Genomic DNA, 18,683 nt, shown 5'->3' with positions numbered 1-18,683 from the left:
GGACGAAGGGCGGGAGGGGAACGGGTGGGTCGGGGGCGGGGCCGGCGGGCGGCCCTTCCAGTGTGCCCCGCCCGCGGCGCGGCTCGGGACGGCGTGCATGGCTCAGGGGGCATGGCGCCAGTTCTCGGCGAGGTCGCCCCACAGGTAGGCGCTGGTCTCGACGCCCTTGAGGAGGAGGTCCAGTTCGACCTTCTCGTTCGGGGCGTGCCAGCCGTCGGAGGGGACGGAGATGCCCAGGAAGAGGACCGGTGCGCCAAGGACGTCCTGGAGGTCGGCGGCGGGTCCCGAGCCACCCGATCGGGTGAACCGGATCGGCTGCTCGAAGGCGCGGCCCATGGCCCGGGCGAGCGACTGGAGGCCGGGGTGGTCGAGCGGGGTCAGGCACGGGCGCGTGGCCGGCAGGAAGGTGATCTCGGCGCGGATCCCGGCGGGGATCCGCTCGGTGGCCCAGGCCCGGACGATCTTCTCGATGTGCTCGGGTTCCTGTCCGGCGACCAGCCGGAACGACAGCTTCAGCAGGGCCGAGGACGGGATGATCGTCTTGCTGCCGGGGCCCTGGTAGCCACCGCCGATGCCGTTGACCTCGGCGGTGGGGCGGGCCCAGACGCGCTCCAGGGTGGTGTGCCCGGCCTCGCCCTCGGTGGCGTACGAATGCGCCTCGCGCAGCCAGCTCTCCTCGTCGAACGGCAGCTCGGCCCAGAGCTGCCGCTCGCGGTCGCTGAGCTCGACGACGCCGTCGTAGAAGCCGGGGACCGCCACGCGCGCGTGCTCGTCGTGCAGGGCGGCGACCAGGCGGGCCGCGACGGTGGCGGGGTTGGGGACGGCACCGCCGAAGGCACCGGAGTGGATGTCCTGGTCGGGGCCGTGCAGGACGATCTGGCACTCGGCGAGGCCGCGCATGCCCGTGCACACGGTGGGGGTGTCCTCGGACCACATGCCGGTGTCGGAGACGATCACGGCGTCGGCGGCGAGCCGCTCCGCGTGCTGCTCGACCAGGGCCCGGAAGTGCGGCGAGCCGGACTCCTCCTCGCCCTCGATCAACAGCTTGAGGTTGACGGCGGGTGCGGTGCGGCCGGTGGCGGCCAGGTGGGCGCGGACGCCGAGTGTGTGGAAGAACACCTGGCCCTTGTCGTCGGCCGCACCGCGCGCGTAGAGCCGGTCGTCCCGGACGACCGGCTCGAAGGGGTCGCTGTCCCAGCCGTCCTCGCGGGCGGCGGGCTGGACGTCGTGGTGGCCGTAGACCAGGACCGTGGGCGCGTCCGGGTCGCCCGCGGGCCACTCGGCGAAGACGGCCGGGGCGCCCGGCGTCTCCCAGACCTCGGCGGTCGGGAAGCCGGTCTCCGTCAGTCTGGCGGCGAGCCAGTCGGCGCTGCGGCGTACATCGGGGGCGTGGTCGGGCTGGGCCGACACGGAGGGGATGCGCAGCCATTCGGCGAGGTCGGCGAGGAAGGCGGCGCGGTGCTGCTCGATGTACGTACGGACGGCGCTGTCCGGGGTCTGGCTCATGGTCACGAGCCTATCGGCCCGGACCGACATCCTCGGCGGGCGGTTCGTCACACTCGGCCTGTCCGACAACCTGTCCGACGGCTTGTCCGACGATCAGTCTTTCCAGGGCCGCCCGGTCCGGAAGGCCGTCCGGTCGTTCGACCTCGCCGGTGCGTACGTGCACGAACGCGGCCGTGACCGACTCGGGTGGCACGCCCTGCTGCTCGGCCCAGCCGATCCGGTAGATCGCCAGCTGGAGCGGGTCGGCGGGGCGGACGCGGCTGGTTTTCCAGTCGACGATCTCGTACGTCGTCCGGTGCGCAGCCCCGTCGCCGTGGTCCGTCCGGTAGACGGCGTCGATGCGGCCTCGCACGATCCGGCCGGCGAGGGAGAGCTGGAAGGGGGCCTCGACGCGGTACGGCGTGCGGTGCGCGTACTCGGTGCGTTCGAAGGCCTCCTTGAGGGCTTCGAGGTCGCGTTCGTCGGCGATCTCGGCGTCGCTGCCGGGCAGCTCGTCGGGCTCCAGCATGGGCAGCGTGAGCTCCTCGAAGCGCGCCTCGACCCAGGCGTGGAAACGGGTGCCCCGGCGTGCGGCCGGCTGCGGGGGGCGTGGCATGGGGCGCGCGAGTTCCTGCGCGAGCCCGTCCGGGTCCTCGGCCAGCCGCATCAGCTGGGTCGCGGAGAGCGTCGCGGGGAGGGGGACGTCGGTGACGGTCCGGCGGGCGCGCAGCAGCTCTCCGGTGAGCGCGTCGAGGTCGCGGTCCCAGGAGGCGATGGTGCGGATCTCCTCGGGGGTGAGGGGGTCCTCCTCGGAGGCGCGGGGGGCTTCTTCGGGGGTGCGGAGGGCTTCTTCGAGGGCGGGGAGGGTGCGCTCGGGTGCCCGATCCCGGGTGCCGGCGTGCTCCGGTGTGCGCGGGGGCGGGCGCCGGGCGGATCCGGCCTCGGGTGTGGCCTGGTGCGGGACCACGGGGCGGTCGGTGCTCCAGGAGTCCCAGTCGGCGGAGTCCGCGGCCGGGAGGTCGTCCTCGTACGGATCCGGTTCCTCGTCCTCGGGCGGCGGGGGCCAGTCCGGGTCCTCGGCGGCGGCCGTGGCGTGGTCGGCGGGAGCGTCTGCGCCGGTTCCGGCCGTGAGGGCCTCCAGGTGGGCGAGGACGGTCTCGGCGGCCGCGCGACGGCGGGTCAGGGCGGCCGGGTCCAGGGGCAGCGGCCAGACCTGGTCGGCGCCCGCCGTGTGCAGGGCCGGGTTCTCCTCGTCCTCCTCCGGTTCGTCGGCCCAGGCCTCGATCTCGCCGTGCCCGGCGGCGCAGTGGTCGTACAGGGCCTGGAGGAAGTCGGAGGGGCCGCGCGGCCTCTTCTGGCTGGGGCCCCACCAGTGGCCGGAGCCGAGGAGCAGGGAGCGGGGGCGGGTGAAGGTGACGTAGCCGAGGCGGAGTTCCTCGGTGTGCTGGTGCTCCTTCATGGCCTCGTGGAAGGCCTTCATGCCCCGCGAGTCCCAGGCCTCGACGTCGGGCAGGGTGGCGCTGTCGCCGCGCAGGGCGTGCGGGAGCACCTTGGCCTGGGCGGTCCACTTCTCGCGCCCCTGGCTGCTCGGGAACGTGCCCTTGACCAGTCCGGGAACGGCGACGACGTCCCATTCCAGGCCCTTGGACTTGTGCGCGGTGAGCACCTTGACGGTGTTCTCACCGCCGGGCAGGGCGTTGTCGAGGCCCTTCTCGTACTGGGCGGCGGTACGCAGGAAGCCGAGGAAGGCGAGCAGCGTGGCCTCCTGGTCGCCGGCCGCGAAGGAGGCGGCGACGTCCAGGAAGTTCGACAGCGTCTCGCGGCGGCGGGCGGCCAGCGCGTGCGGGGACGCGGAGAGCTCCACCTCCAGGCCGGTGACGGCCAGGACGCGGTGCAGGACGTCCATCAACGGGTCGGACAGGGAGCGGCGCAGGTCGCGCAGCTCGGTGGCGAGACGGGCGAAGCGCACGCGCGCGTCCGGTGAGAACGGCAGCCCGTCGTCCCCCTGCCCCGGCCGGTCGCCGTCGAACGGCAGCTCCAGGAACGTGTCCAGGGCGTCCGCGAGGGATGTCACCTCGGCGGGGTCGACCCCCTCGACGGCCTCGGCGAGCCTGCGGTCCGGGTCGTCGGCGTCGCCCACGCGCGCGTGCGACACCAGCAGCCGGGCGCGGCGGCCGAGGAGGGCGAGGTCGCGGGGCCCGATGCGCCAGCGCGGGCCGGTCAGCAGCCGGACCAGGGAGGCGTTGGCGCCCGGGTCCTGGAGCACCTCGCAGACGGCGACGAGGTCGGCGACCTCGGGCAGGTGGAGCAGCCCGGAGAGACCGACGACCTCGACGGGGACGTCACGGGCGACCAGGGCGCCCTGGATCTCCGCGAAGTCCGTCGCCGTACGGCACAGGACCGCGATCTCGCCGGGTGCCGTGCCGGTGCGGACGAGGTGGGCGACCGAGTCGGCGATCCAGTCCATCTCCTCGGCGTGGGTGCGCAGCAGGGCGCAGCGGACCGTGCCCGCCCGCTCGGCGCCCGGGGCGGGGCGCAGCGCCTCCACGCCCGCGTGCAGGGCGCGCAACGGCTCGGCGAGACCGTTGGCAAGGTCGAGGAGGCGGCCGCCGGAGCGGCGGTTCTCGCTGAGCGCCTGGCGGGTGGCGGGGCGGCCGTCGGCGTGCGCGAAGTGCTCGGGGAAGTCGTCCAGGTTGGCGACGGAGGCGCCGCGCCAGCCGTAGATGGCCTGGCAGGGGTCGCCGACCGCGGTCACCGGGTGGCCGGTGCCGGCACCGAACAGGCCCGCCAGGAGCACCCGTTGGGCGACCGAGGTGTCCTGGTACTCGTCGAGGAGCACGACCCGGAACTCCTCGCGCAGCAGCCTGCCCACCTCGGCGACGCCGGCCAGTTCCGCGGACAAGGCGATCTGGTCGCCGAAGTCGAGCAGGTCCCGCTCCCGCTTGGCGGCCCGGTAGCGGACGACCAGCTCGGCCAGTTCCCGGCGCGCGGCGGCCGCCTCGGGGACCCGGCGCAGGTCGGCGTTGCGCAGTTGCACCCCCGCCAGGGTGTTCAGCAGCCCGGCGTCCCAGGCCCGCAGCTCCTCGGGGCGCACCAGGTGCTCGGCGAGCTCGGAGTCGAGGGTGAGCAGGTCGCTGACCAGGTCGGCGAAGGAGCGGGTGAGCGCCGGATAGGGGCCGGGGGCCTCGCGCAGCACGCGCGCGGCGAGCTGGTAGCGGGTGGCGTCGGCGAGCAGCCGGGAGGTCGGCTCCAGGCCGATGCGCAGGCCGTGGTCGGTCAGCAGCCGGCTCGCGAAGGCGTGGTAGGTGGAGATGACGGGCTCGCCGTGCGGGTTGTCCGGGTCGATGACGTCGGGGTCGGTGACGCCGGCCCTGACGAGCGCCTTGCGGACGCGTTCGGCGAGTTCACCGGCCGCCTTGTTGGTGAAGGTCAGGCCGAGGACCTGTTCCGGGGCCACCTGCCCGGTGCCGACCAGCCAGACCACGCGGGCCGCCATCACCGTCGTCTTGCCCGACCCGGCCCCGGCCACGATCACCTGCGGGGCGGGCGGCGCGATGATGCAGGCCGTCTGCTCCGGGGTGAACGGGATGCCGAGGAGCTCCTTGAGCTGCTCGGGGTCGGTGATACGGGCGGGCATGAGGAAAGAGGCTAACGGCGAGCGCTGACAATCGATAAAACAGCGCACCCGGCGCCACAGCGCGCACCCCACCACACGGCGCACCCGGCAACGCGGCGCGCACCCCACCACACGGCGCACCCGGCAACGCGGCGCGCACCCCACCACACGGCGCACCCCACGACAGCGCGCTCACTCCACCACGTGCCGCCCCTCCGGCCGCGCGCTGCACGAGGCGCGGAAGGCGCAGTGGGTGCAGTGCTGGCCGGTGGTCGGCGCGAACCGTTCGTCGAGGACCTTGCCGGCGGCGGAGGCCAGCAGTTCTCCGACCCACTCCCCCTCCAGCGGCTCCTGCGCCTGCACCCTGGGCAGGGTCTCGCCGCCGTCGCGCTGGGCGGCGCCCTGCCTGAGGTGGACCAGTTCGGCACCGCCGGGCTCGGGCCGGGTCCCGTCGAAGGCCTCGTCGACGGCGCCCTCGCGGACCGCGAGCTGGTAGACGGCGAGCTGGGGGTGCCGGGCGACCTCGGCCGCACTGGGTGCCTGCTTGCCCGTCTTGAAGTCGACGACGTACGCGCGTCCCTCGCCGTCCGCCTCCACCCGGTCCATCTGGCCGCGGATGCGTACCTCGTAGTCGCCCGCTTCGAGGGTGACGTCGAAGTCCTGCTCGCTGACGACGGGCGTGCGCGCGGTGCGGTCCAGGACGTGCCACTTCAGGAAGCGTTCGAGAGCCACGCGCGCGTTGTCCTTCTCCTGCGCCGACTTCCAGGGCGCGTCGAAGGCGAGCGCGTTCCACACCGAGTCCAGCCGCTCCATGAGGACGGCGAGATCGGCGGGGGTGCGTCCGGAGGCGACCTCGTCGGCGAGGACGTGCACGACGTTCCCGAAGCCCTGCGCGGTGGTGGCCGGCGCGTCGGCCTTCACCTCGCGACCCAGGAACCACTGCAGGCTGCAGGTGTTCGCGAGCTGGTCCAGGGCGCTGCCGGAGAGCACCACGGGCTGGTCGCGGTCGCGCAGCGGCACCTTGCTCTCGGTCGGCTCGAACATGCCCCACCAGCGGTAGGGGTGGGCGGACGGCACCAGGGGACGCCCGTCCTCGTCGGCCAGGGCGGCCAGCCGGGCCAGGCGGCGGGCGGCGGCCTCCCGCAGGGCGTCGGAGACGCGCGGGTCGACGGTGGTCGCGCGCAACTCGGCGACCAGGGCGGCCACGGCGAGCGGTCGGCGGGGGCGCCCGGAGACGTCCTGGGGTTCGGCGCCCAGTTCGGTGAGGAACCGGGAGGGCTGGTCGCCGTCGTCCGCCGGGGCCTTCACGGCGGTGACGACGAGCCGCTCACGCGCGCGCGTGGCGGCGACGTAGAACAGGCGGCGCTCCTCGGCGAGCAGCGCGCCCGGGGTGAGCGGTTCGGCGAGCCCGTCGCGGCCGATGCGGTCGGCCTCCAGCAGCGAACCACGGCGGCGCAGGTCGGGCCACAGGCCCTCCTGGACGCCGGCCACGACGACCAGGCGCCACTCCAGGCCCTTGGCGCGGTGCGCGGTCATCAGGCGTACGGCGTCGGGGCGTACCGCGCGGCCGGCGAAGGTGTCGGCGGCGATGTCCTCGGCCTCGATCTCCGCCAGGAAGTTGAGCGCGCCCCGGCCACCGCTGCGCTCCTCCGCGCGGGCGGCCGTGGCGAACAGGGCGCACACGGCGTCCAGGTCACGGTCGGCGTTGCGGCCGGCCGCGCCGCCACGCCGGGCGGAGCGCTCCAGACGGGAGGGCCAGGGCGTGCCGTTCCACAGGACCCACAGCGCCTCCTCGGCGGTGCCGCCGCCCGCGAGGCGCTCCCGGGCCTTGCCGAGCAGCGCGCCGAGCCGCTGCGCCCCGCGGGCGTACCCGGGGTCGTGCACGGCGAGGCGCTCGGGCTCGGCGAGCGCCCGCGCGAGCAGTTCGTCCGAGGGGGGCGGAAAGGCGTTGCCGGCGGCACGCTCCTCGTCCCGCAGGGCACGGCCGAGGCGCCGCAGGTCGGCCGCGTCCATCCCGGCGAGGGGTGAGGTGAGCAGGGTGAGCGCGGTCTCGGTGTCGAGTCGGAAGCCGCCCTCTTCCGCATCGGGCACGGCATCGGGTGCGGTGTTCAGTGCCGTATCGGGTGCGACACCGGGTGCGGCATCGGGCGCCGCCTCGGCCTCCGCCACCGCCCGCAGCGCCGTCAGCAGGGGCGCCACCGCCGGTTCGTGGCGCAGCGCCACGTCGTCGCCGTCGATGTCCAGGGGCACGCCGGCCGCGGTGAGGGCGCGGCGGACCGTGGGGATGGTGTGGGCCCCGGCGCGCACCAGGACGGCCATGTCGCTCCAGCGGACGCCGTCCTCCAGGTGCGCCCGGCGCAGGATGTCGGCGATGTTGTCCAGCTCGGTGCCGGACGTCGGGTACGTGTAGACCTCGACCCGGCCGCCGTCCCGCGCGGCGGTCAGCTCGCGGTGCGCGCGCACCTTGTCGGCGGGGAGCCGGGTCAGCGGCATCCGCTGGGTCAGCAGCCGGGTCGCGGCCAGCAGGCCGGCCCCGGACCGGCCGGACGTGCGCAGCACCTGCACCGGGGCGGGGCGCCCGTCCACGCGCGCGAAGGCGGACGGGAAGTCCAGGATGCCGTTCACGTCGGCGCCGCGGAACGTGTAGATCGACTGGTCCGGGTCGCCGAACGCGACCAGGGTGCGGCCGCCGCCGGCCAGGGCGTGCAGCAGGCGTACCTGGGCGGGGTCGGTGTCCTGGTACTCGTCGACGTACACGGCGTCGTAGCGGCCCGCGAGGTCCAGGGCTACCTCGGCGCGGTGCGCGAGCAGCACCGCGCGGTGGACGAGTTCCGCGTAGTCGAGGACGCCCTGGAGGTCGAGGACGTCGAGGTACTCGGCGAGGAAGGCGGCCGCGGCCCCCCAGTCGGGGCGTCCGATGCGGCGGGCGAAGGCGTCCAGGGCGGCCGGGTCCAGGCCCAGCTCGCGGCTGCGGGCGAGGACCGCGCGGACCTCGTCGGCGAAGCCCCGGGTGGTGAGGCAGGCGCGCAGTTCGTCGGGCCAGCGCACGTGGGCCAGCCCGAGCCGCTCCAGGTCGGGCTGGCCGGCCAGCAGCTCGCGGACGGCGACGTCCTGCTCGGGACCCGACAGCAGCCGCAGCGGGTTCACGAACAGGCCGCTGGCCTGGTGGGCGCGGACCAGCGCGTAGCAGTACGAGTGGAAGGTGGTCGCCCGGGGCGCACGGGCCGCGCCCACCCGCAGGGCCATGCGGTCGCGCAGCTCGACGGCGGCCTTGCGGCTGAAGGTCAGCACCAGGATCCGCTCGGGGTCCGCGCCCCGGGCGATCCGGGCGGCCACGGACTCCACCAGGGTGGTGGTCTTGCCGGTGCCGGGACCCGCGAGGACGAGCAGCGGGCCGGACGCGTGGTCAACCACGGCGCGCTGCGCGGCGTCCAGAGGAGGGGGATCCACGTCGGCCGGCGGGGTACGGACCAGTCGGTAAGCGCCACGGTTCCCCTGCCGCACCTGGAGGTGCGGCAGATGCCTGGTGGAGGAAGAGGAGCTCACGTGGTTCGCCGGTCCTGGTGGGTGTGCTGGTCGGTGCGGGGTCGCGCGGGCGCGGGGGTGGCCGCGGGGTGAACGGGACACGTGCAGCCGACGCTACGCCGCCGAACCGGTCGGAAGCAGTGCTTCCGCTTCTTCCCGCCGGCCTCCGCAGCCACTCGCGGCACGCGCGCCGCACATCTCACGAACGTACGTCATGCCACGGACGTCCCCGGTGTCCCTCGTACGGGCCACCGGTTCCCACCGAGGGCCTCCGATGGCGGAAGCTGTCAGGTGTGAGCCCCCGCGTCCGCGCCGCCGTCCCACCGCGCCAGCTTCATGTCGAGCCGTGGCAGGTGGCCCTCCGCCGCCCTGCCGGCCTCCTTGAGCGGGGTCCCCTCGGCACGGTAGTGGTCCAGCGCGCCCAGCTCGTGGCCCGGGAGCAGGACCCCGTCGGCGCGCACCACGCGCCACCAGGGGACGGCACTGCCGTAGAGGGCCATCACGCGCCCGACCTGGCGCGGGCCTCCCTCCTCCAGCCACTCCGCGACGTCGCCGTACGTCATCACGTGCCCGGGCGGGATCCGCTCGGCGACCTCCAGGACCCGCTCGGCGTACTCGGGCAGCTCGTCCGCGTACCCCTCTCGGGTGTCGTCGGGAAGGCTCTGCTCGCTCATTCGCCCCATCCTGCCGCACCCCACCGACAACCCGCCCGGTCCGCGGCGGTCCGCCGCCTCGCCCTCTCGCGGCGCTTGGGGCAGACTGTGCGCCCCCGCATCTGCACCCTGATGCCCCCGGGTGTCGGTGGAGCATGCCACCATCGTGCGGGCGGTGACTGGTGATACGAGATCAAGAAGAGACGACCGAGCAGCAGGGCGCGCACCCCGAGGGCGGGGCGAGCACCTCTGAGGCTTCCGCGCGCCCGGACACGCCCGGATCCGGCACCGCGCACCCGGACACCGCGCACCCGGACACCGCACGGCCGGACGCCGTGGACGCCGACGCCGCCGCACCGGAAGCCGAGGCGGAACACGGGTGCGACGAGGCGCACGCCGACGAGGTGGAGGGCGACGAACCGCTACTCCCCGCGCGCGTGCACCGCCCCTCCGACCTCATGCGGCTCCTGGTCGGCGTCCTGGCCGTCGCCGTGCTGCTCGGCATCGCCGCGTTCGCGCACGGCACCACCTCCGGACTCGAACAGGACATCAACAAGGGCACCGGGCAGGCGCCGGACCTGCTGATCAGGTTCGCCGGGCTGGCCTCCAGCATCGCGATCCTGCTGGTGCCGGTCGCGTTCGCGATCGAGCGGCTGATCAAGCGGGACGGGCTGCGCATCGCCGACGGCGTGCTCGCGGCCGTCCTCGCGCACGGCGTGACCCTCGCCACCGACCTCTGGGTGGCCAGAGCCGCCCCGGGCTCGATCCAGGAGGCGCTGACCCAGCCCTCCCCCGGCGACATCCACGCCCTCACCGACCCGGTGCACGGCTACCTCGCGCCCGTCATCGCCTACATGACGGCGGTCGGCATGTCCCGGCGGCCGAGATGGCGCGCGGTGCTGTGGATCGTGCTGCTGCTCGACGCGTTCTCGATGCTCGTCACCGGATACACCACACCGTTCTCGATCATCCTCACGGTGCTGATCGGCTGGACCGTCGCCTACGGCACGCTGTACGCCGTCGGCTCCCCCAACGTCCGCCCCACCGGACGGACCCTGCTGGCGGGCCTCCGGCACGTCGGCTTCCACCCGGTCGGCGCGGCCCGCGAGGAGGCCCTGGACACCGAGAACGGCGACCGGGGCCGACGCTACTTCGTCACCCTGGAGGACGGCCCGCCGCTGGACGTCACGGTCGTCGACCGGGAACAGCAGGCCCAGGGCTTCTTCTACCGAGCGTGGCGCAACCTGACCCTGCGCGGCTTCGCCACCCGCTCCAGCCTGCAGTCCCTGCGCCAGGCCCTGGAGCAGGAGGCCCTGCTGGCGTACGCGGCGATCGCGGCCGGTGCCAACGCGCCCAAGCTGATCGCCACCTCCGAGCTGGGCCCCGACGCCGTGATGCTCGTCTACGAGCACACCGGCGGCCGCACCCTCGACTCGCTGGCCGACGAGGAGATCACCGACGAACTGCTGCGCCACACCTGGCACCAGGTGCAGGCGTTGCAGTCGCGCCGGATCGCGCACCGCAGGCTCGCGGGCGACGCCATCCTGGTGGATCGTTCCGGCACCGTGATCCTCACCGACCTGCGCGGCGGCGAGATCGCGGCCGGCGAGCTGCTGCTGCGCATGGACGTCGCCCAGCTGGTCACCACGCTCGGCCTCAGGGTGGGCGCGGAGCGGGCGGTGGCCTCGGCGGTCGGCGTGCTCGGCCCCGACGCCGTCGCCGACTGCCTGCCGATGCTCCAGCCGATCGCGCTCACCCGCTCCACGCGCGCGACGCTGCGCAGACTGGCCAGGGAGCGCGCGCAGCGCGAGCGGGACGCGGTCCTGGAGGCGTCGAGGCAGGCCAAGCTGGCCCGCGCGGAAGAGGCCGAGAAGCCCGACAAGAAGACGGTGCGCGCCGAGCAGCGGGCCGAGAAGCGGGCCCTGGACGACGCGCTGGAAGAGGCCCGCGAGGAGGATCTGCTCACCCAGATCCGGCACCAGGTGCTGAAGATCAGACCGCAGGCGCCCGTGGAGCCGGCCCGCCTGGAGCGGGTACGGCCGCGCACGCTGATCAGCGTCATCGCCGGTGCGATCGGCGGGTACTACCTGCTGACCCAGCTCACCCACATCGAGTTCGGCCCCCTGGTCGCGAACGCCCAGTGGGGCTGGGTGATCGCCGCGGTGCTGTTCTCGGCGATCAGCTACGTCGCCGCCGCGATGTCGCTGCTCGGGTTCGTGCCGGAGCGGGTGCCGTTCGTGCGGACCGTGGCGGCACAGGTCGCCGGGTCGTTCGTGAAGATCGTCGCGCCCGCCGCGGTCGGCGGCGTCGCCCTCAACACGCGCTTCCTGCAGCGCGCGGGTGTGCGCCCCGGGGGCGCGGTGGCGAGCGTCGGCGCCTCGCAGCTGTTCGGGCTCGGCTGTCACATCCTGATGCTGCTGTCCTTCGGCTATCTGACCGGCACCGAGAAGACCCCTTCGCTGTCCCCGTCCCGCACGGTCATCGCGGGCCTGCTGACCGTCGCGGTGCTGGTCCTCGTGGTGACCTCGGTGCCGTTCCTGCGGAAGTTCGTCAGCACGCGCGTGCGGTCCCTCTTCGCGGGTGTCGTGCCGCGCATGCTGGACGTGCTGCAGCGCCCGCAGAAGCTCGTCACCGGCATCGGCGGCATGCTGCTGCTGACCGCCTGCTTCGTGATGTGCCTGGATGCCTCCATCCGCGCGTTCGGCGACCAGTCGACCTCGCTGAGCATCGCCAGCGTCGCGGTCGTCTTCCTCGCCGGCAACGCGCTCGGCTCCGCGGCGCCGACCCCGGGCGGTGTCGGCGCGGTCGAGGCGACCCTGACCGTCGGCCTGATCGCCGTCGGCCTGCCCAAGGAGGTCGCCGCGCCCGCCGTCCTGCTGTACCGGCTGCTGACCCTGTGGCTGCCGGTCCTGCCGGGCTGGCTGGCCTTCAACCACCTCTCCCGCAAGGGCGCGCTCTAGGGCCGTACCGGGGGCGTACCTCGGACGGCTCGTGCCCCGCGCGCGTGGCCGTGCGCGACCCCAGGATGGGAGCATGCCGAACCCCTTCCGGATCCGTGTCGCCGCCCTGACCGCCGCCCTGGTGCTGGCCTCCTCGCTGACCGGGTGCAGCGACGGCTCCGAGGACGGGGATCTGGCGGCGCAGAAACTGGACTGGAAGAACTGCCCGGCGCCCGACGAGGCCGAGGGCGGCGGCGACGCGCCGTCACCGCTGCCCAGCGGCGGCACCTGGGAATGCGCCACCATGAAGGCGCCCCTTGACTGGTCGAAGCCGAAGGGCGCCACCATCGGCCTCGCCCTGATCCGCGCCAGGGCCAGCGGCGACCCGAGCAAGCGGATCGGCTCCCTGATCTTCAACTTCGGCGGGCCCGGCGGCAGCGGCGTCACCACGCTCCCCGCGTTCGGCACGGACTACGCGGTCCTGCGCACCCGCTACGACCTCGTCAGCTTCGACCCGCGCGGCGTGGGCCGCAGCGACCCCGTCGAGTGCGAGAACGACGCTCAGCTCGACAACTACTTCCAGCAGGACGCGACCCCCGACACCAGCGCCGAGCGCACCCAGCTGATCAACCGCACCAAGCAGTTCAACGCCGCCTGCGAGAAGAACTCCAAGGCGATCCTGCCGCACGTCCGCACCACCGACGCGGCCCGCGACATGGACCTGATGCGCCAGGTCCTCGGCGACACGAAGATGCACTACTTCGGCATCTCCTACGGCACCGAACTCGGCGGCGTCTATGCCCACCTGTTCCCGAAGAACGTGGGCCGGGCCGTCTTCGACGGCGTCGTCGACCCCACCCAGAACCCGGAGCAGAGCTCGCTCGGGCAGGCGAAGGGCTTCCAGCTCGCGCTCGACAACTTCGCCGAGGACTGCACCTCGAAGACGACGGAGTGCCCGATCGGCGACACCCCGCAGGACGTGAAGGACCGTATCGCCACGCTTCTCGCGGGCCTCGACAGGAAGCCGATCCCGGGCATCCTGCCCCGCGAGCTCACCCAGTCCGCCGCCACCAACGGCATCGCGCAGTCGCTGTACTCCAAGGACTTCTGGGAGTACCTCACGGAGGGGCTCGAAGAGGCGTACGACGGCGACGGGAAGATCCTGATGCTGCTGTCCGACTCGATGAACGGCCGCAGCGAGAACGGCGAGTACAGCAACATCACGGCGGCGAACATCGCCATCAACTGCGCCGACGAGAAGCCGCGGTACACCGCCGACTACGTCCAGCAGAAACTGCCCGAGTTCCGCGCCGCCTCCCCGCTGTTCGGCGACTACCTCGCCTGGGGGATGGTCAGCTGCACGAACTGGGCCGTGCCGGGGGCCGCCGACCACCCCGACGTCAGCGCGCCCGGGTCGGCGCCGATCCTGGTCGTGGGCAACACGGGTGACCCGGCCACGCCGTACGAGGGCGCGAAGAAGATGGTGGACGCGCTCGGCAAGGGCGTCGGCGTCGAGCTGACGTACAAGGGGCAGGGGCACGGGGCGTACGACAGCAAGGACCAGTGCGTGCAGGGGGCCGTGAACGGCTATCTGCTGGACGGGACGGTGCCGAAGGCGGGGACGGTCTGCGCATAGCCGTCAGCAGGCCGGCCGGGGTGGTCGCGCAGCTCCCCGCACCCCGACAGGGTGTCGCGAACACGCAGGTCAAAAGGTTGTCCACAGGCCGAAACGGGCTCCGCGTGATCCGCATACCATGGCCTGACCGCTCTCCCGCAACGAATGCGCGGAGGGCCTGTGTGGGGGGTGTGCGCGCATGTTGCGATATGTACGGTGGGCGGCCGCTGTTGCCGCGGGGCTGCTCGTGGCCGGGTGCAGCAGTGGGTCGTCGGGCGGAGGTGCGGACGAGGGAAAGGCCTCCTCCGGGCAGCCGTCGGCCGCCACCGCCACCGCGACGGGCTCGGCCGCCCTGCCCGCTTCCCTCACGTCCCAAAGGCTCGACTGGGGCCGCTGCAAGGCCACTTCGGACTCCGCCGCGCCAGGCGACGCATGGCGGTGTGCGACGCTCAAGGTCCCGTTGGACTGGGCGAAGCCGGACGGGGAGACGATCGGCCTGGCGTTGATCCGGGAGCAGTCGAGCGGGGGTTCGGGGAAGCGGATCGGCTCGCTGCTGTTCAACTTCGGCGGCCCGGGCGGCTCCGGCGTCTCGACGATGCCGTACTTCGCCACCACCGTCTCCGCGCTGCGTGAGCGGTACGACCTGGTGAGCTGGGACCCGCGCGGGGTGGGGGCCAGCGAGGGGATCCGGTGCCGCAGCGACAAGGACATCCAGCGCGCCGAGTCGATCGACTCGACTCCGGACACCCCCGCCGAGGAGACGGCGTACTTCCAGGACGCCGCCGACTTCGGCAAGGGCTGCGAGAAGGCCGCCGGCAAGCTCATCGCGCATGTCTCGACGACCGACACGGCCCGCGACATGGACCTCATGCGGCAGGTCCTCGGCGACACGAAGATGCACTACTTCGGCATCTCCTACGGCACCGAACTGGGCGGTGTGTACGCCCACCTGTTCCCGAAGAACGTGGGCCGGCTGATCCTGGACGCGGTGGTGGACCCGACCGCCGACTCGGTCGGCCAGGAGAAGAACCAGGCCGCCGGCTTCCAGCACGCGCTCGACGACTACCTCAAGTCCACCGGCCAGGACCCGGAACAGGGCTCCCGGAAGATCGCCGATCTGCTGAAGCGGCTGGACGCCACGCCACTGCCCGCGTCCGCCGGGCGGAAGCTCACCCAGAGCCTCGCGGTCACCGGCATCGTGCTGCCGCTGTACAGCAAGGACAGCTGGCCGACGCTGACCAGCGCGCTCAGGGCGGCCGAGGAGGGCGACGGCTCGGAGCTGCTGTCGCTCGCGGACCAGTACAACGAACGCGACTCCTCGGGGCACTATGGCACGACCACGCACTCCCAACGGGTCATATCGTGCCTGGACGACAAGGAGCGGCCGACGCTCGCCGAGACGAAGAAGCGGCTGGCGGAGTTCGAGAAGGTCTCGCCCGTCTTCGGGGACTTCCTGGGCTGGGACTCGGCCGGCTGGTGCCACGACTGGCCGGTGGCCGGGCAGTGGGACACACCGGAGGTGAGCGCACCGGGTGCGGCACCGATCCTGCTGGTCGGCAACACCGGCGACCCGGCCACCCCCTACAAGGGCGCCCGGAGGATGGCCGACGAACTGGGCAAGGGGGTCGGTGTCGAACTGACCTGGAAGGGCGAGGGCCACGGGGCCTACGGCAACGGCAGCGACTGCGTGGACTCGACGGTGAACGCCTACCTCGTCGACGGCACGGTCCCGAAGGACGGCACGGTCTGCTCATGACGAAGGCGGGGGTTCTGGGCACCGCAGGTGCCCAGAACCCCCGCCCGCCGGGGAGCCTTTGCTCAGTAGACCGGCTTCGACGGCTCGATCTGGTTGACCCAGCCGATCACGCCGCCGCCGACGTGCACCGCGTCCGCGAAGCCCGCCGACTTCAGGACGGCGAGGACCTCCGCACTGCGGACACCCGTCTTGCAGTGCAGGACGATCTTCTTGTCCTGGGGCAGGCCCTCCAGGGCGGTGCCGAGGAGGAACTCGTTCTTCGGGATCAGCTTGGCGCCCGGGATGGAGACGATCTCGTACTCGTTCGGCTCGCGGACGTCGATGATCTCGATGTTCTCGCCGTCGTCGATCCACTCCTTGAGCTGCTTGGGAGTGATCGTCGAGCCGGCGGCCGCCTGCTGGGCCTCCTCGGAGACGACGCCGCAGAAGGCCTCGTAGTCGATGAGCTCGGTGACGGTCGGGTTCTCGCCGCAGACCGCGCAGTTCGGGTCCTTGCGGACCTTGACCTGGCGGTACTGCATCTCCAGGGCGTCGTAGATCATCAGCCGGCCGACGAGGGGCTCACCGGTGCCGGTGAGGACCTTGATGGCCTCGGTGACCTGGATGGAGCCGATGGACGCGCACAGCACGCCCAGGACGCCGCCCTCGGCGCAGGAGGGGACCATGCCCGGCGGCGGGGGCTCCGGGTACAGGCAGCGGTAGCAGGGGCCGTACTCGGACCAGAACACCGAGGCCTGGCCGTCGAAGCGGTAGATGGAGCCCCACACGTACGGCTTGTTCAGCAGCACGCAGGCGTCGTTCACCAGGTAGCGGGTGGCGAAGTTGTCGGTGCCGTCGACGATCAGGTCGTACTGGCTGAAGATGTCCATCACGTTCTCGGCCTCGAGCCGCTCTTCGTGAAGGATCACGTCCACGTACGGGTTGATGCCCTTGACGGTGTCACGGGCGGACTCGGCCTTGGAGCGGCCGATGTCGGCCTGGCTGTGGATGATCTGGCGCTGCAGGTTCGACTCGTCGACCTCGTCGAACTCCACGATGCCCAGGGTGCCGACGCCCGCGGCGGCCAGGTACATCAGCGCCGGCGAGCCCAGGCCGCCGGCGCCCACACAGAGCACCTTCGCGTTCTTCAGCCGCTTCTGCCCGTCCATCCCGACGTCGGGGATGATCAGGTGACGGGAGTACCTGCGGACCTCGTCTACGGTGAGCTCAGAGGCTGGCTCGACCAGGGGTGGCAACGACACGGGGACTCCGTTGGTCGGTCGATCACTACGGTTGTTCTCCCTGTAACACTGCCACGGCCTTCTTCATTCCGAGACACCTGTTCCGATCCGCGAGACGAATTCGTCCCAGTAGCCGGGCATGGCCTCCCACGGATCGGCCCGGCCCCATCGATCGGTCCGGTCGGTGAAGTAGATCGTGGCGGCACCCTGCCAACGGGCGATGCGCAGCGCCTCGTCGAGGTGTCCGAGGGGCACGCCGTGCACGAAGTGGCAGAAGCGGTCGGGCGGGTAGTCGGCGGTCCACTCGGCGGCCTGGGACCAGCGGTAGTCGCTCCAGGGTCCGGCGAAGGTCACCAGCTGGTCGGCGTTCTCGGCGTAGCCCGGGTGCGGGTGGGTGCCGTGGCCGAGGACTATGTGGGTGCCGTCACCGGTGGCGCGGAGCGCCGCGACCGCGCGGCGGATCTCGGGGAGCGCCGAGCGCTCGGTGGGGCAGCGGCCGAGCAGGAAGCCGTCGACGCGGTACCAGTCGTGGAAGTGGCGGGCGTCGGTGAGCAGGTCGCCGTGCGGGCGGGCGCCGTAGGCGGTGTCCAGGTGACCGAGGACGCGGACGCCCGCGTTGCGGAGCCGGCCGGCCGCCGCCAGGCAGTGCGGGTCGGGGAGGCTGCCGGGGCCGTTCGCCACGTCGAGGACGACCCAGTGCAGGGGGGTGCCCGGGCGGGTGAGTTCGGCCCACTGGGCGGGGGCGAGGAGGGGGTGGGCGTAGCCGGGGACGCCGACGGCGGTGCGGACGCCGGTGGTCGCGGCGCCCGCCCTGGTGCTGCTCAGATGCGGCACGCCGCCTCCATCCAGATGTCCGCCAGGGACTCCTCGAGGTTGATGCGGGGGCGCCAGCCGAGCCGGTCGCGGGCGCAGCGCACATCGGCCTGCTGCCAGCTGCCGCAGCCGTCCGGGTACGGGTACGCGACCGGGCCCGCGTGCTCGCCGTCCGTCCGGGGGTGGCCGATGGCGCCGCGCAGCGGTCCTGGCGGGCCGTCCAGTTCGTGCAGGGCGCCGCCGTATCCGGCGACCCGGGCGAGGACAGCGGCGGCGTCGCGGAGCCGGACGGCGCGGCCGGAGCCGATGTTGATGACCCCCTGGGCGGCCGAGAGCGAGGCCGCGTGGACGGCGCGGGCGACGTCGCGCACGTCGACGAAGTCGCGCTGCGCGCCGAGGCCGCCGAGTTTGAGCTCGCCGTCCCCGGACTGCATCGCCCGGCGCATCGCCTCCGCCAGGCGGCCGAGCGGCGAGCCGGCCGGGGTGCCCGGTCCGGCGGGCGAGAAGACGCGCAGGACGACGGCGTCGAGGCCGGAGCCGAGGACGAGTTCGGTGGCGGCGAGCTTGCTGACGCCGTACGGCCCGCCGGGGCGGGGCACGGCGTCCTCGGCGGTGGAGGAGCCGGGCTGGCTCGGGCCGTACTCGGCGCTGCAGCCGACCTGCACCAGGCGGGCGCCGCAGCCGCTGCGGCGCAGGGCCTCACAGACGGTGGCGACGGCGACGGTGTTGTGCCGGGTGAGTTCCCGGGCGCCCCCGCGGGTGGCACCGGCGCAGTTCACGATGACGCCCGGGTGGACCGCGTCGAGGAAGCGGGTGAGCGCGCCGGGGCTGCCGGTGGCGAGGTCGAAGCGGACGTCGGCGTCGTCGCCGCGGCCGAGCGCGGTGAGCTGGACGGCCGGGTCGGCGAGCAGCCGGTCGGCGACGAAGCGGCCGAGGTATCCGTTGGCTCCGATCAGCAGAACCCTCATCGCGCGGCTCCCGGGGTGTGCGCTCCGGCGACTCCGGTGGTTCCGGACGCTCCGGGTCCGGGTCGGGAGGTGGTCATCTGGTGGTCTCCTTCA

10 protein-coding genes are annotated in these 18,683 nt (G+C 73.3%); 3 read left to right on the top strand and 7 right to left on the bottom strand.

Annotation, left to right across the window (positions count from 1 at the left end; genetic code table 11):
- Positions 1 to 102 precede the first annotated feature (102 nt).
- The 4 genes from AB0472_RS11765 to AB0472_RS11750 all read right to left on the bottom strand — a co-directional run bounded on the left by AB0472_RS11765 (position 103) and on the right by AB0472_RS11750 (position 9,300).
- Positions 103 to 1,506, bottom strand: a complete 1,404-nt coding sequence (locus AB0472_RS11765) for a dipeptidase (RefSeq protein ID WP_366355593.1) — start codon at positions 1,504 to 1,506, stop codon at positions 103 to 105.
- Between the two features lie 10 nt (positions 1,507 to 1,516).
- Positions 1,517 to 5,122, bottom strand: coding sequence for an ATP-dependent DNA helicase (locus AB0472_RS11760; RefSeq protein ID WP_366355591.1), 3,606 nt, complete (start codon positions 5,120 to 5,122; stop codon positions 1,517 to 1,519).
- A gap of 171 nt (positions 5,123 to 5,293) precedes the next feature.
- On the bottom strand, positions 5,294 to 8,647 hold the full coding sequence (locus tag AB0472_RS11755; RefSeq protein ID WP_366355589.1) for an ATP-dependent DNA helicase: 3,354 nt from the start codon (positions 8,645 to 8,647) through the stop codon (positions 5,294 to 5,296).
- A 266-nt stretch (positions 8,648 to 8,913) separates the two neighbouring features.
- Positions 8,914 to 9,300: an MGMT family protein gene (locus tag AB0472_RS11750; RefSeq protein ID WP_366355587.1), complete on the bottom strand. Its 387-nt coding sequence runs from the start codon at positions 9,298 to 9,300 to the stop codon at positions 8,914 to 8,916.
- Positions 9,301 to 9,461: 161 nt separating this feature from the next.
- Between AB0472_RS11750 and AB0472_RS11745 the strand changes: the two genes are divergently transcribed.
- From AB0472_RS11745 to AB0472_RS11735, 3 genes are all read left to right on the top strand, one after another.
- Positions 9,462 to 12,239: a lysylphosphatidylglycerol synthase domain-containing protein gene (locus AB0472_RS11745; RefSeq protein ID WP_366355585.1), complete on the top strand. Its 2,778-nt coding sequence runs from the start codon at positions 9,462 to 9,464 to the stop codon at positions 12,237 to 12,239.
- Positions 12,240 to 12,312: 73 nt separating this feature from the next.
- Positions 12,313 to 13,854 (top strand): alpha/beta hydrolase, encoded by a 1,542-nt coding sequence (locus AB0472_RS11740; RefSeq protein WP_366355584.1) that lies wholly within the window; start codon positions 12,313 to 12,315, stop codon positions 13,852 to 13,854.
- Positions 13,855 to 14,032: 178 nt separating this feature from the next.
- Positions 14,033 to 15,589, top strand: coding sequence for an alpha/beta hydrolase (locus AB0472_RS11735; protein WP_366355582.1), 1,557 nt, complete (start codon positions 14,033 to 14,035; stop codon positions 15,587 to 15,589).
- Between the two features lie 62 nt (positions 15,590 to 15,651).
- Here AB0472_RS11735 and moeZ read toward each other — a convergent pair whose 3' ends face one another.
- The 3 genes from moeZ to AB0472_RS11720 form a co-directional block, all read right to left on the bottom strand.
- The gene (moeZ, locus tag AB0472_RS11730; RefSeq protein ID WP_351489685.1) at positions 15,652 to 16,830 is read right to left on the bottom strand and encodes an adenylyltransferase/sulfurtransferase MoeZ; all 1,179 of its coding nucleotides are present in this window, start codon (positions 16,828 to 16,830) and stop codon (positions 15,652 to 15,654) included.
- Between the two features lie 63 nt (positions 16,831 to 16,893).
- Positions 16,894 to 17,643 (bottom strand): spherulation-specific family 4 protein, encoded by a 750-nt coding sequence (locus AB0472_RS11725; protein ID WP_366355580.1) that lies wholly within the window; start codon positions 17,641 to 17,643, stop codon positions 16,894 to 16,896.
- Positions 17,631 to 18,590: an NAD-dependent epimerase/dehydratase family protein gene (locus AB0472_RS11720; protein ID WP_366355578.1), complete on the bottom strand. Its 960-nt coding sequence runs from the start codon at positions 18,588 to 18,590 to the stop codon at positions 17,631 to 17,633. Before AB0472_RS11720 ends, AB0472_RS11725 begins: the two co-directional genes overlap by 13 nt.
- Positions 18,591 to 18,683: the final 93 nt, after the last annotated feature.

The sequence above is a fragment of the Streptomyces sp. NPDC086777 genome, from assembly GCF_040702065.1.
GTDB lineage: Bacteria > Actinomycetota > Actinomycetes > Streptomycetales > Streptomycetaceae > Streptomyces.
Note: the sequence above shows the minus strand (reverse complement) of the source record. Positions and strands in the feature narration are given on the sequence as shown.